This window comes from Streptomyces sp. NPDC002623 (assembly GCF_053592635.1).
The window spans coordinates 1-13,032 of sequence record NZ_JBSFWB010000083.1 but is presented as its reverse complement, the minus strand read 5'-3'; the positions used below and the strand labels follow the sequence as shown (position 1 = coordinate 13,032).

General features: G+C 69.2%; 13 protein-coding genes and 1 pseudogene. 4 read left to right on the top strand and 10 right to left on the bottom strand.

The features are described from left to right. Window positions 1-158 precede the first annotated feature (158 nt). The 8 genes from ACWD4O_RS48255 to ACWD4O_RS48220 form a co-directional block, all read right to left on the bottom strand. On the bottom strand, window positions 159-950 hold the full coding sequence (locus ACWD4O_RS48255; protein WP_451289503.1) for an ATP-binding cassette domain-containing protein: 792 nt from the start codon (window positions 948-950) through the stop codon (window positions 159-161). Between the two features lie 2 nt (window positions 951-952). After that, window positions 953-2,017 (bottom strand): ABC transporter permease, encoded by a 1,065-nt coding sequence (locus ACWD4O_RS48250; protein ID WP_451289502.1) that lies wholly within the window; start codon window positions 2,015-2,017, stop codon window positions 953-955. A gap of 147 nt (window positions 2,018-2,164) precedes the next feature. Further along, the gene (locus ACWD4O_RS48245) at window positions 2,165-3,256 is read right to left on the bottom strand and encodes a sugar ABC transporter substrate-binding protein (protein WP_451289501.1); all 1,092 of its coding nucleotides are present in this window, start codon (window positions 3,254-3,256) and stop codon (window positions 2,165-2,167) included. A 588-nt stretch (window positions 3,257-3,844) separates the two neighbouring features. Further along, on the bottom strand, window positions 3,845-4,525 hold the full coding sequence (locus ACWD4O_RS48240) for a 2-phosphosulfolactate phosphatase (protein WP_451289500.1): 681 nt from the start codon (window positions 4,523-4,525) through the stop codon (window positions 3,845-3,847). 59 nt (window positions 4,526-4,584) lie between these two features. Continuing rightward, a complete protein-coding gene (locus ACWD4O_RS48235) occupies window positions 4,585-5,688 on the bottom strand; it encodes a hypothetical protein (RefSeq protein ID WP_451289499.1) in 1,104 nt (367 codons plus the stop codon). A 58-nt stretch (window positions 5,689-5,746) separates the two neighbouring features. Further along, complete coding sequence (locus ACWD4O_RS48230) at window positions 5,747-6,262, bottom strand: carboxymuconolactone decarboxylase family protein (protein WP_451289498.1); 516 nt, start codon at window positions 6,260-6,262, stop codon at window positions 5,747-5,749. A 25-nt stretch (window positions 6,263-6,287) separates the two neighbouring features. Then, complete coding sequence (locus ACWD4O_RS48225; RefSeq protein WP_451289497.1) at window positions 6,288-6,806, bottom strand: VOC family protein; 519 nt, start codon at window positions 6,804-6,806, stop codon at window positions 6,288-6,290. Continuing rightward, window positions 6,803-7,792, bottom strand: a complete 990-nt coding sequence (locus ACWD4O_RS48220; RefSeq protein WP_451289496.1) for a quinone oxidoreductase family protein — start codon at window positions 7,790-7,792, stop codon at window positions 6,803-6,805. Before ACWD4O_RS48220 ends, ACWD4O_RS48225 begins: the two co-directional genes overlap by 4 nt. Before the next feature lie 121 nt (window positions 7,793-7,913). Here ACWD4O_RS48220 and ACWD4O_RS48215 point away from each other — a divergent pair, with 121 nt between their 5' ends. The 3 genes from ACWD4O_RS48215 (at window position 7,914) to ACWD4O_RS48205 (ending at window position 9,924) form a co-directional block, all read left to right on the top strand. Next, the gene (locus ACWD4O_RS48215) at window positions 7,914-8,609 is read left to right on the top strand and encodes a TetR/AcrR family transcriptional regulator C-terminal domain-containing protein (protein ID WP_451289494.1); all 696 of its coding nucleotides are present in this window, start codon (window positions 7,914-7,916) and stop codon (window positions 8,607-8,609) included. Then, window positions 8,606-9,196: a TetR/AcrR family transcriptional regulator gene (locus tag ACWD4O_RS48210; RefSeq protein WP_451289493.1), complete on the top strand. Its 591-nt coding sequence runs from the start codon at window positions 8,606-8,608 to the stop codon at window positions 9,194-9,196. Before ACWD4O_RS48215 ends, ACWD4O_RS48210 begins: the two co-directional genes overlap by 4 nt. Window positions 9,197-9,264: 68 nt before the next feature. After that, window positions 9,265-9,924 (top strand): TetR/AcrR family transcriptional regulator C-terminal domain-containing protein, encoded by a 660-nt coding sequence (locus ACWD4O_RS48205; protein WP_451289492.1) that lies wholly within the window; start codon window positions 9,265-9,267, stop codon window positions 9,922-9,924. Window positions 9,925-9,979: 55 nt separating this feature from the next. On the opposite strand, the gene ACWD4O_RS48200 is transcribed toward ACWD4O_RS48205, so the two are convergent. Beyond that, window positions 9,980-12,181: an MMPL family transporter gene (locus tag ACWD4O_RS48200; protein ID WP_451289490.1), complete on the bottom strand. Its 2,202-nt coding sequence runs from the start codon at window positions 12,179-12,181 to the stop codon at window positions 9,980-9,982. 95 nt (window positions 12,182-12,276) lie between these two features. Here ACWD4O_RS48200 and ACWD4O_RS48195 point away from each other — a divergent pair, with 95 nt between their 5' ends. Then, window positions 12,277-12,918, top strand: coding sequence for a TetR/AcrR family transcriptional regulator (locus ACWD4O_RS48195; protein WP_451289488.1), 642 nt, complete (start codon window positions 12,277-12,279; stop codon window positions 12,916-12,918). An 18-nt stretch (window positions 12,919-12,936) separates the two neighbouring features. Here the strand turns inward: ACWD4O_RS48195 and ACWD4O_RS48190 are convergent. Next, window positions 12,937-13,032 (bottom strand): annotated as a pseudogene (locus ACWD4O_RS48190) (DUF2252 family protein); the annotation flags it as partial.

The following is a 13,032-nucleotide window of genomic DNA, read 5'->3' as shown; positions in this document are numbered from 1 at the left end:
GCGGACACCGTGGTGAGCACCCGTATCACCGGCGACATCGCGGTCCTCAAGGACGGGACGCCCGAGCGGAGAGTGAGCTCCGCTCGGTACGGGCGGAGGGCAGCGCGAGCCGTCCACCGCGCGCGCTGCTGCTCGGGGCCTCCGGCTTGCGACGGGCCTCAGGCCTCGGCCTGGAGCTGCGCGAGCTCGGCCTCGAGGTGAGCCATGGCTTCGCCGCCGGCCATGAGGTCGGTGATCTCTTCGCGGGTGCGTTCGCCCTTGCGGAAGTCGTCCGCCTTCTGACCGCGGATCAGGACGGCGAAGTGGTCGCCGACCATCATGGCGTGGCGGACGTTGTGGGTGACGAGGATGACCGCGACGCCCTTGGCCCGGGCCTGCATGATGATCCGCAGGACGTGTGCGGCCTCCTTGACGCCGAGCGCGGCGGTGGGCTCGTCGAGGATGAGGACGTTGGCCCCGAAGTACACGGCGCGGGCGATCGCGAGGGCCTGGCGCTCACCCCCGGACAGGCTGCCCACGAGACGGGCGCCGTCGGTGACCCGGGTGATGCCCAGGGACTGCATCTCGCGGACGGCGATCTCACCGGCCGTCTTCTTGTCGAACAGCTTGAACGGGCCCCATCCCTTGGTGGGTTCGGCCCCGACGAAGAAGCAGCGGCCGACGCCCATCAACGGGAACGTCCCGCCGAACTGATGGACGGTGGCGATGCCCCGAGAGCTGGCGTCCCGGGGGCTGTCGAAGACGACCGGCTCGCCGTTGACCTCGATCGTGCCGGTGGTGGGCTTGTGGAACCCGGAGAGGATCTTGATGAGGGTCGACTTGCCGGCGCCGTTGTCGCCGAGCAGACACAGCACCTTACCGGGATCCACCTCGAGGGAGATGTCCTGCAGGGCGTTGGTGCCGACGAACGACTTGCCGACGTCGGTCAGGCGCAGAAGGGGCGCGGTCATGGTCAGGCCTTCTTAGCGTTGCGAGGGGTGTAGGACAGGGCGAGCCGGCGGAAGGTGTTGTTCATCAACACGGCGGTGAGGATGAGGATGCCGAGGATCAGGCTGGCCCAGTCGGAGTTCCAACCGGTGTAGTAGATGCCCTGGTTGACGATGGCGAAGGTCAGCGTCCCCAGCGCCACGCCGAAGACGGAGCCGTAGCCGCCGGTGAGCAGGACGCCGCCCACGACCACGGCGATGATGGAGTTGAAGACGAAGGACTGGCCGTTGGCGACCTGCGCGCCGTTGTAGAGGATCGTCTGGATCACACCGACCAGCGCCGCCCCGAACCCGCTCGCCATGTACAGGGCGATCTTCACCTTGGAGACCGGGATGCCGGTGGCGCGGGCGCTCTCCTTGTCACCGCCGATGGCGAAGATCCAGTTGCCGTACTTCGTCATCTGCAGCAGCACCGCGACGACGGCCGCCGCCGCGAGCCACCAGAAGATCGCCACCTCGAACTGACCGTCGATCAGCTGCCCGAAGAGCGACTTCGAGAGCGGGTCGGGGGCGATGGCCACGCTGGTGGTGCCGGTCGTGGCGCGGGACAGGCCCAGGGTGAGACCGGCCATGCCGGCCATCGTGGCAAGAGTGACGACCAGGGACGGGACGTTGGTCCGCGTGACGATGATCCCGTTGAGCAGCCCGGTCAACAGGCCGAGACCGAGGGCGAGGACGATGCCGACGATCATCGGGGCGCCCCAGTGCCCGGAGACGATGGCCAGCGTCATCGAACTGCCCGCGAGCACCGAGCCCACGGAGACGTCGAGTTCGCCGGCGATCATCAGCAGTCCGACGGGGATGGCGATGATGCCGAGCTCGGCGGCGATGTTCAGCCAGCTCGCCGCGCCCGCGGGGGCCAGGAACTTCTCTCCGCCGAAGATCGCGAAGAAGACGAAGACGCTGATCGTTCCGATGAGCGCGCCGGCCTCGGGCCGATGCCACAGTCGGCCCAGTCGGCTTTCGGACTCCTTCGCTGGGGTGACGGCGGTCTCGGGCTCGGCCGTCGACTGGGGGAGTGAGGTTGTCATCGGGTCTGGTACCACCTTTGTGGATCTTGGAGTGCTGCAAGAAGCGGTGCGCCGGTCAGAGGCGCCGGCCCGGCCCGGTCCCGTCGGACGGGGTCCCGTCGGATCGGGTTCCGTCGGATCCGGTCCGGGCCCGGCGCCTCTGATGGATCAGCGGACGCCGGCCTTGGTGCCGGCGATCGCGGCGGCGACGTTCTCGGCCGTGACCAGAAGCGGGCCGGTCAGGAGGGGGTTCTGCGGCGGGAGCACGCCGTAGGACAGGTACTGGTTGGCGATGGACACGGCGTAGAAGCCCTGGAGGTACGGCTGCTGGTCGATCGCGAAGAGCTGCTTGCCGGCCTTGATCCGGTCGAGCTGGCTCTGCGAGAGGTCGAAGGTGCCCAGCTCGACCTTGTCACCGGCCTTGGCCTGCTCGATCGCGGCGGCGGCGCTGTCCGCGTCCTGCACGCCGATCGTCACCAGGGCGTCGATGCTGTCGTCCTTCAGCAGGGCACCCTTGATCGCCTGGGTGACCGCGGACGGGTTGCCGAAGTTGGAGGACGCCAGGGGCAGTTGCCTGGACGTCGAGCCCTTGCTCTTGGCACCGTCGGCGATGCCCTTGCAGCGTGCCTCCTGATTGGCCGAACCGGGCACGGTGTTGACGCACAGGATGTTCTTGGCACCCGACTCGGCGAACTTGGCGCCGCCGGCCTTGCCGGCCTCGTAGTCGTCCGACCCGATGTACTTGACACCGCCCACGCGCTCGGCCGCGTCCGCGCCGCCCGAGTTGTAGATGAACACCGGGACGCCCTTGGCCACGGCCTGCTTGATGGCCGCGTCCTGGTTGTCGGGAACCCAGTCCGGCACGAGGATGGCCGACGGGTTCTGCGACAGTGCGGTGAGCGTCAACTTGGCGGCGTCCGGGCCGAGGTTGTCGTAGTTCTGCGGGCCCAGGAAGGTCACCTTGCCGCCGTCGGCGCTGACCAGCTTCGCCGCGTCCTCGCCACCGCGCTTGATCGCGGACCAGAACGGGTCGTCGGCCTTGCCGCCGATGACGTAGATCGAGAGCTTGCCGTTGCTCTTCGCCGGGGTGGTGCCAGACCCGTCGGTGCTCGCCGTCGCCTGTGCCGTGTCGCCCGTGGCCTTGCCGCTGCTGCACCCGGTCAGTGCGGTCGCCGCCACGGTGAGCACGCTGACCGCCGTCAGGACTCTGCGCGAGAGGCGACGGCCGACCAGCGGTCGACGGGTCTGTATGCGTTCCATGTGCTGGGTGCTCCTTCAAGTGAATCCGGGCGGATGCCTGGGCGGACCAGGAGTGCCTCGGAGGGTCGAGCGAGGTGGGTCCCGTATGAGCCGAGGGCCCGCGAGTTCGCGGGTGAGCGGCAGGCGGGACGGCCAGGTGAGAGGGGTCTCGGCGACGGGGGCTTGCCGCACGGGTATCGCGGCACCGGTCGCGTCAACGCAATTCTGAGCAATTGCTCCGGGGAAACTTCTCAGTAATATGCGCGCCTTTTTAAAGCGCTTTAAGCGGTGCGCAGAGCATCCTTCTGTTTCGAGAGGGTGTCAAGGGCTTGTACTCACTTGTGCTCAATCGAAACCATGCCGCAGCCCCGAGGCTGCCCCGGAGCGTCTCGGGGTGCGCCTCGGGGCGCTGAGCGGGCGACCTCGTCCGCGCCGTCTCTGGTCGACTTGCGGCAGGGCCCTTGACATGCGGCTGCGGGAGCGCTGATAGTACGAGTGCTTAAAGCGCTTTAAGAGATGCTCGTGGTCGGCCTTTGCCAGCTTTCCGGTCGGCTTTATCCAGCGATCTCTGTCAGCGGTATCGAGGCGTTCGGTCCGTAGCGGGGGAGCTTACGCTGCACGCCCGATCGGACGGAGCACCATCAGTGCGCCTTCCAAGGTCGCCGCCATCGCGAAGGGGAACCGGTCCAGCTCGAGGCAGAGTGCGACGTCATCGGGATGGACTCCTTGACGCACGCCCTCCGCCAGCTCGGACGCGGCGCGCGACTCGCCGGCGCGGCGGAGGAAGTCGGCCGCATCCGTCTCGGCCTCGGTGGCCCGCCGAGCGATGTACTGAGCGCAGGCCAGATCCTCGTCGGCGTGCCCGTCTTCGCCGGTGACCACGAACGTGACGCTGTCACACCCGCGTGTCCGCAAGAGGCGAGCGGTTGCCTCCGCCACCACGAAGCTCGCGCACAGCACCAGTGACGCTTCCTTGACCGCAAGGGCGCCGACCGTCCCTGCCGTGGTCTTCTGCACAACGGTCCGTCCGCCAAGGGCCATGGACCGCAGCATCCCCGGCGAGTTGACGGTGTCGAACCCGGGGGCGGGCGGACCGTCCTTGAGCGCCACCCACTCCGGGTGACGAGCCTTGAGTGCCAGGGCTTCGTCCAGCGACTCGGCAAGAACGATCTTTTCCGCCCCCTGGCCGAACGCCCAGGCGGCGACCGTGAAAGCGCGCATGACGTCGACTACGACGGCCACGGCCGGGGCTTCGACCAGCTCGGCGATGCCGAGGAAACGAGCGTCCATCCGGCCATGATCGCGCATGCTCGACCCGATGCACTCCCAGGGGGTACCAGGCACCCCCCTCACGAGTGTGCGATCGCCTTGTGGGTGAAGGTGGGCGATGTTCCCGGGTTGGCCCACGATGCGGTCAGTTCGCTGGAGGGGAAGAACTGGAGGAAGCGAGGGTCGGCCTGGGAGCGGTCGACCAGGGTCTTCTCGACGATCAGCGAGTTGTACTGGTCGGCGGTCGTCTCGATGGTGTTGGCGTTGAGGACGACCTCCTGGCCCCAGGTGCGGGCCCAGCGGGCGATGCCCGGCATCCGGGAGTGCTCGGGGGTCAGGCACTCGGCGGCGATGACGTTCTCGCTGCTCGCCCAGATGCCGGTGGAGGTGTTGAGGACGATGGTCTGGTTGCCGAGCACATGCCCCGGAGTCTCGACCACGGCGACGCCCGGACCGAGGATCAGCGAACCGTCCACGGGGAGGAACGCGTCCGGCCGTACGTCCCGGTAGGTCTCCGGCTGGTACCAGGGCTGCTGGAGTGGGTGCAGCTGGGACATGGCCAGCAACTCGTGGCGCTGCACGATGACCTTGGCGTTGGGGAAGGCGGGCTGGACGACCGCGCCGCCGAGGTCGGCCTGGGGGCCGGTCGTGCCGACCCAGCGGCGCAGGTCCTGGGTGTGCAGATGGTCGAAGAGGAGGTAGTCGACCTCCTCCGGCTTGATGCCGAGGCGGGCCAAGTGGCCGAGGACCGTGCCGTGTTCGGTGGTGAGCAGCGACTGCAGCGGACCAGGCGTGCGGCGGATCAACGCGGCGAAGTACGGCGTGTTCTGGCCCAGTTCGTGGTCGCTGGGCTCGAACAGCAGCACGCGTTTGCGTCCGTCGCTCTCCGTCCACCGCACCACCAGCATGCGGTTGGTGATGGACAGGAACGGGGCGATCGCCCGACTGGCCCGGAACAGGCCGAACTTGGTCGGGTACGGCAGTGTGATCAGGTCGCAGGTCGTGACGCTGTCCGGGGTGCCGGTCGCGGCGAACTCGGTGCGGAAGACCTTGGCCTGATCGCGGGCCCAGGCGAGTTTGGCGCCGTAGCCGCCGGGCACCTCGGTCAGGCCGTCGAAGGCGGTGACGCGGGTGCCCAGGGTGGGCATGTCGAGGACGTCGGAGTCCTGCCAGGCGAGCTTCATCGATCCTCCTGGACGATGCGAGCAAGTGCTTTGCGGGTTGAGGAGGGTTGAGGAGGGTCTAGTAGGGGGCCTTCTCGTCCTGGGTCGTCACTTCGAAGGTGTTGAGGAAGTTGCAGACCAGCTGGTAGAAGCCGACCGTCAGGACCAGGTCGGAGAGCTGCCCGGCGGTGAGGAACGAGAGCGCCTCGGCTCGGTCGGCCTCGGTGAGCGTGTGCTGCTCCAGCAGCCGGTCGGTCAGGGAGAGGACCGCCGTCTGCTCTGCGGTCAGCCCCTCGGCCGAACCACTTCCGGCGGCGGCGATGCCGGCCTCGTCGAGCCCGAGGAGCCGGCCGATGTTCTCGTGGTGGTGGATCTCGTACGGCGCCTGGTAGGCGTGTCCGACCCGGAGGATGGCGAGTTCGCGCAAGGGGTGCGGGAGGGCTCCCTGGAAGATCGCGTCGGCCATCTGCAGGAAGGCGGGTGCCAGGGCGGGGGAGTGGAACACCATGCGGTAGATGTTCACGGCGGACCGCTCGGCGGCGATCTTCTGCAGGTCGGCGGGGAGTTCGGTCAGGTCGGGGTATTCCATGCTCATCGACTCTCTCTTTCGTGCGGTGCTGTCAGCCGACCTTGTTGATGGGGTTGGTGCCGTCCCACACGGCCGCCATCTCCCGCAGTGCCGCGAAGAGTTCGCCCTTGGCGCCGCCGATGTCGGAGATCTCGATGACCGTGCCGGGGTGCGTCTCGGTGTCGAGGTAGGCGAAGCGGCCGCCCTGGATCGCGCCCTCCTGGGCGACGGTGTAGCCGAGGGACAGGGCGCGGTCGTAGAGCTCCTGGTAGTCCTTCGTCCAGTAGGCGACGTGCTGTGCGCCCTCGTGGCCGGCGTCCAGGAAGTCCTTGTAGAGGGAGGGCTCGTCGTTGAGCGGCTGGATCAACTCGATCTGCACGTCACCGGAGTTGGCGACCGCGGCGGCCATCCGCATGCCGGATTCGACGCCCCGGTACTTGAACCAGTCCGTCTGCACCGGGTCCTGGTAGAACCAGGGACCGACGCCCTGGGCGACCCAGAACTCCATCGCGGAGTGCAGGTCGCGGACGACGTATCCGATCTGCGCGATCTGTCCGAAGACGCGGCTCATGAAGTGACCTCCAGAACGATCTTTCCTACGGCTGTGTCGGAACGCATGTGGTCCGCCGCCGCCTTGGCGTCGTCGAAGGCGAAGACACGGTCGACGACGGCTCGGACCCGGCCTTCCTCCACGGCGGGTACGACATCGGTGGCGAGCGCGGCGCAGGCTTCGGCGAGTTCGTCGGGAGTGCGCACGCTGAAGGTCGTGCCGAGAACCCGGAGGCGGCGGAACGACAGCTGGTTGAGGTCGATGGTGGACTCGGCCCCGGCCAGCCGCCCGACGTTTACGACGGTGCCGCCGACGCGCGTGGCCAGGAAGGTGTCGGCGAAGAGCTGCCCGCCCACGTGGTCGAGGGTGAGGTCCGCCCCGGCGCCGCCGGTGACGCCGGCCACGGCCTCGGCGAGGTTCTCGGACGATGTGTCGACGACGACGTCCGCGCCGACGGACTTCAGGGCCTCGGCCTTGTTGCCGGAGGTGGTGGTCGCGATGACCTGGGCCGCGCCGAGCGCCTTCGCCAACTGGACGCCGATCAGGCCGACCGAGGAGGTGGCGCCGACGACGAGGACGCTCTGCCTGAGACCGAAGCCGCCTTGGGCGAGGGCGTCGTGCTCGGTCGCCAGTGCCACGGGCAGGGCCGCGGCGTCGGTCCACGACAGGGATTCCGGCACCGTGATCACATGCCGGTGGTCGACCAGGGCGTAGGGGGCGAAGGCGCCCAGGGTGACGCCCATGACCCGGTCGCCGACGGACCGGTGCCGTACGTCGGCGCCGATCGCGTCGACCTCGCCGGCGAATTCGAGACCGGCGGTGAACAGGTCGCTCGTCTTCGCTCGCGGGTTGTACGTGCCCTGCAGCATGTACAGGTCCGCCCGGTTGACGGCCGCGGCCCGCACCCGGACGCGGATCTGTCCAGGCCCCGGTGTCGGTATGTCGACGTCCCGGACGTCCCATTCGGGTCCGGCGCCTCCCATGAGCGCCCGCATGGTGCTGGTCATCAGTGGTTCTCCGTTGCGACGTTTACGACGTGGAAAGGAATCTGAAAAACTTACGGTGTATGTACGCCGTTTCCTCAAGCTAGACTTACGTAATAAGTCATGTCAAGAGTGGGGAGGGCTGATGAAGGTCCGAGGCAGCGGCCGGGGCAGGCGGCTCGGCCTGTCGCGGGACAAGGTCATCGACGCCGCGGTCGCGGCGATCGACCGGGACGGCCCGGACTCCTTCTCTCTGCGGAAGCTCGCGGGGGAGCTGGGCGTCGAGGTGATGTCGCTCTACAACCACGTGCCGAACAAGGACGCCCTGCTGGACGGTGTCGCGGAGGTCCTGCTCGGCGGGGTCGACCTGTCCGGGGCCGACACGGGGACCTGGCAGGAGCGGGCGCGGGCGCATGCCGCCGCCTTCCGGGCCGCGGCCCTGCGGCATCCCAAGGCGTTCACGCTGGTCCTCACCCGGCCCACGCAGTCACCGGCGGCCATGGCGAACGTCCGGTGCGCCCTGGCCGGCTTTCCCGAACTCGGACTCCCGCCCCAGGAACTCGTGCACGTGGTGCGGAGTTTCGCCGGGTTCATCGTCGGCATGATCATGCGGGAACTGGGCTCGGCCATCACCGTGGGCACGGTCGAACCGGATCAGGTCCAGCGGCGGGTCGACGAGATGTCCTCCGTGGGCGATCCGCTCCTGTCCGCCGCCGCCCCCTATCTCGCGGTGAGCGACCACCAGGCGGAGTTCGAGCACGGCATCGAACTGCTGATCGCCGGTCTGGCGGTCCGGGTGGGGGTGCCCTACGACGGGGGGCCGGGAAGGACGCACTCGTGAACCCGCCCGCAGGGGGCGGGCGACGGCAGCAGCGCGGCCTGCGCCGTGCCGAGCAGATCCTCGACGCGGCGGAGGAACTCGTCGGGGCCTCCGGTGTGGAAGCCGTCGGCATGAACGCCGTCGCCCGGCATGCGGGCGTGTCACCGGGCACGCTCTACCAGTACTTTCCGCACAAGCAGGCCCTCGTGGACGGGCTGTCGCACCGGCTCGCGGAAGGCCTCCGCGTCGCTACGGCGGGTGCGCCCCGAGTCCTGGAAGGGACGGGCGGCGAGGCGACCGAGTCCGCCCTGGACGGAGTGCTCCGCTCGCTGCTGACCCTGGCGGAGAGCCGCCCGGCGCTACTGCCGCTTCTGTGTGACACCGGACCGGTGGGTGAGCCGAACGCGCTCCTCCGGTCCCTCGCGACCCGCCTCACCCTCGTCCCGGACGAGAGTGCCGCCGCCGAGCTCGCCACCCGCTTCCTCGTCCAGGGCGTCACGGTCGCTCTGCGATGTGCCGACCCCGATGCGCGGACCGTCGTCCTCGCGCGGACGCGGGCGGCGATTCTGGGTGCCTGCCAGGCCTCGACCTGCCGTGATTCCTCGTAGCGCTTGAAACTTATGAGATAAGTTGTTAAGTGGCGCAGGGGTGCGCCGCTGAGCGAAGGGGATGGGTGATGGCGCAGAGGATGACCCGCCGTGGGCCGCTGACCAGGCAGGAGATCGTGCGCCAGGCCTTGGTGGTGGCCGAGACGGAGGGCATGGAGAAGCTGTCGCTCCACAAGATCGCGGCGGCGGTCGGGGTGCGGACCATGTCGCTGTACAACCACGTCGACGACAAGGCCGACGTGCTCGACGCCATGGCGGACGTGATCCTGCGCGGGATCCGGATTCCCGAGGTCGACGAGATGGCGTGGGAGGACGGACTGCGAACCCTCGCCCACTCCTTCCGTGCCGCCGCCCTGGAGTATCCCCGTTCCTCGTCCCTGGTGCTGACCCGCCGACTGAACGCGCCCGCCGCCATGCCGGTGGTGGAGGCCGCGCTGCGTTTCCTGAACCGCGCCGGCCTGGAAGGCGCCGACGCCGTGCATATTCTGCGGGCCTTCATCGCCTTCCTGATCGGGACGCTCTCGCGTGAGGTGGGCTTCGCGCCGACGTACGCCGGTGCCATCCCGGGGGTGACCGCCATGCGCGAGCAGGAACTCGTCGACGGCGGGCTGCCCGCCGTGGCCGCCGCGGCCGCCGAACTGGCCGTGATCGACCACGAGGCGGAGATGGAGTTCGGCCTGGAGCTTCTTCTCGACGCGGTGCGGCGCCGGGCCGCTGCGCTCTCGTGACATCGGTGTGCCCGAGTTGTCGCGAGCCGTGCCGCCGACAGCTCGGGCACACGCGTCACCCCACCGGCACCTCGGTCCGTTCGGCGTCCTTGTGCTGTGTGCGGTCGGGGAGGTTGGCGCCCTCGATGTCCACGTCGGGCAGGGCACGGTCGAGCCAGCGGGGCAGAGCCCAGGCGCGGCGGCCGAGCAGGGCCATGGCGGCGGGCACCAGGGTCATCCGGACGACGAAGGCGTCGATGAGGACGCCGACGGCGAGCGCGAAGCCGATCGACTTGATGACGGGGTCCTCGTTGAAGATGAACCCGGCGAAGACCGCGGCCATGATGAGCGCGGCGGCGCTGACGACGCGTCCGCTGCGGGCGACGCCGTGGACGACGGCCTGCTGGGGGTCGAGCGTGTTCTCGTGGTGTTCGCGCATCCTGCTGACCAGGAAGACCTCGTAGTCCATGGCGAGTCCGAACAGGACGCCGATCAGCAGGACGGGCAGGAAACTGGTGACCGGAGCGGCTGAGGGGATGGCGAGCGGGCCGTTGAGATGGCCGTACTGGAACACCCAGACCGTGGTGCCCAGGGCCGCGGCGACGGAGAGCAGGAAGCCGAGCGCCGCCTTGAGCGGGACCAGCAGCGAGCGGAACGCGAGGGTGAGCAGGATCAGGGCCAGGATCACGATGATCGCCACGAAGCCGGGCAGGGTGCCGGAGAGCTTGTCGGCGACGTCGATGGCCGCCGCGGTCTGGCCGGCGATGTAGAGGGTGCCGCCGGCCGTCGCGATGGCCGGGGCGTTGTCACGCAGCCGGCCGACCGTGTCGGCGGTGGCTTGGTCGTCGGGTCCGGTCTTCGGTACGACGGCCATGACGACCAGGCTCTTGTCGGCGTTGGGCACCGGCTGGGAGACGGCCGCCACGCCTGCGTCCTTCGCCAGCGAGGCGCGCAGGTCCGTGACCGTGGCCGTGACGTCCGCGGCGGGTATGTCCTTCGTCTCGACGACGGCGACGAGGGTGGCGTTGAAGCCCGGACCGAATCCGGTCGTCAGCAGGTCGTAGCTCTTGTGCTGGGTGCCGGCCGTCGGGTCCGAGGCGTAACTGGGCAGTCCCAGGCGCAGGTTGCGCGCGGGCAGGGCCAGTGCGAGCAGCGCGATCACACCCACCAGCAGGACGATCAGGGGCTTACGGGTGACCGCGCGGGCCCAGGCCAGGCCCCAGGAACCGGGGACGCGCTCGCGGCCGGGGTTCTTCCGCGACCGCGCCCGGGGCCGCAGCCGCTCGCCGAACAGGCCGAGTACGGCCGGGACGAGGCTGATGGCGATGAGGACCGCGATCAGCACCGTGGCCGCGGCGGACAGACCCATCACGGCCAGGAAGGGAATGCCGGTGGCGGACAGGGCCGCCAGGGCGATGATGACGGTCGCGCCGGCGAAGACCACCGCACTGCCCGCGGTCGCCACGGCCCGCGCGATCGACTCCTCGGCGTCCATGTCGGGGTCGTCGGCGAGCTGTTCACGGTGGCGGGAGATGATGAACAGGGCATAGTCGATGCCCACCGCGAGGCCGATCATGAGGGCGAGCACGGTGGACGTGCCGGTGATCTCCACCCACGTCGAGACGAACTTCACGCCCAGGACACCGATGGCCACACCCACCACGGCGGTCAGCAGCGGCAGTCCGGCCGCCACCAGCGAGCCGAGGGTGAGGGCCAGGATGACGAGGGCGATCACGACGCCGACGAGTTCGGCAGGCCCGCCGACCTTCGTCTGGGCCTTCATCGCCGTTCCGCCGTACTCGACCTCCGCCCCCGCGTCCCGCACCTGGGCCATGGCGTCGCTCAGGGCGTCCTTGGCCTGCTGGGTGACGTCGGCGGCGGCCTGCCGGAAGCGGACGTCGGCATAGCCGATCCGTTGATCGGCGGACAGGGTCCCGCTCTTGAAGGGATCGGTGACCTGTACGACCCCGGAGATCCGGGCGGCCTTCCCCAGCCCGGTCTCGATGGCCGCCTGGGTCTTCGCCTCGGTCAGGGCGCTGCCCTTCGGCGCGGCGTACACCACGCGGATCACACCTCCCGCGGCATCCGGGAACTTCTCCTCCAGCAGGTCCTGGGCCTTCTGGGACTCGATTCCCGGGACGGTGAAGTCCGAGGCCACCTTGCCGTGGACGGTGGTGCCGAGGCCGCCGATCGCGACGAGCAGCAGCAACCAGACGCTGATGACCCGACCGCGACGGGCCACCGCCAACCGCGCCCATACGTAGAGGCGAGACGCCATGTCCGCCTTCCCTTCGTCTTCCGATGCCAGATGGCTGCACCCTAAGGCATAATTACACTCCACTGTAAATTAGCTCTGCATGGTAATGTTTGGGTATGGTGACTGACGGGCCACGGGACGGCCTTCGGGAGCGAAGCAAGGCGCGGCGACGGGAAGCGATCCTCCGGTCCGCCTACCGGCTCTTCGCCGAGCGCGGGTTCGAGGCGACGACGATCGCCGACATCGCCGAGGCGGCGGAGGTCTCGCCGCGTACGGTCACGCTGTACTTCCCGTCCAAGCTGGAACTGGCGCTGGCCCGTTCCGACGCGCTCGCGGAACGCCTCGGGACCGCCTTGCGCGAGCGCCGCGAGGGCTGGCTGACACTGGACGCGCTGGAGCACTGGCTGCGCGAGGAGATCGCCCACCGGAGCGACCTCGACGACCTGTCCGAGCGCATGTTTGAGCTGAATCCGCAGATCAGGGCCGTCAGCAACGGGCGTCTCGCGGAGGTCGTGCAGGAAGGCGCCCGGCTGTTCGCCGAAGAGAGCGGCAGCGCACCGGACGCCTTCGGGCCACGCATGGTGGCCACCACGGCGGCGGCGATCATCGCCGAGCTGTGTCACGACCCCGAGAACGCCGACATCGACGCGGCCATGGCCTTTCTGCGGGCCGGGGCAGCCACCCTGCTTCCTGCCGCGCCGGAACCGGAAGCGACGCCGGGGGCGGCGGGCCGCACGTCCGTGGCCGACGCCGGCTGAACCGACCTCGGTCGGTTCACCCGCGATGACGAGGCTGGCGGCCAGCCGCTTGACGTCCCACTCCCAGGGGCCCGGCAGCGTCTCGTCGAAGTCGTTGATGTCGAACATCAGCTG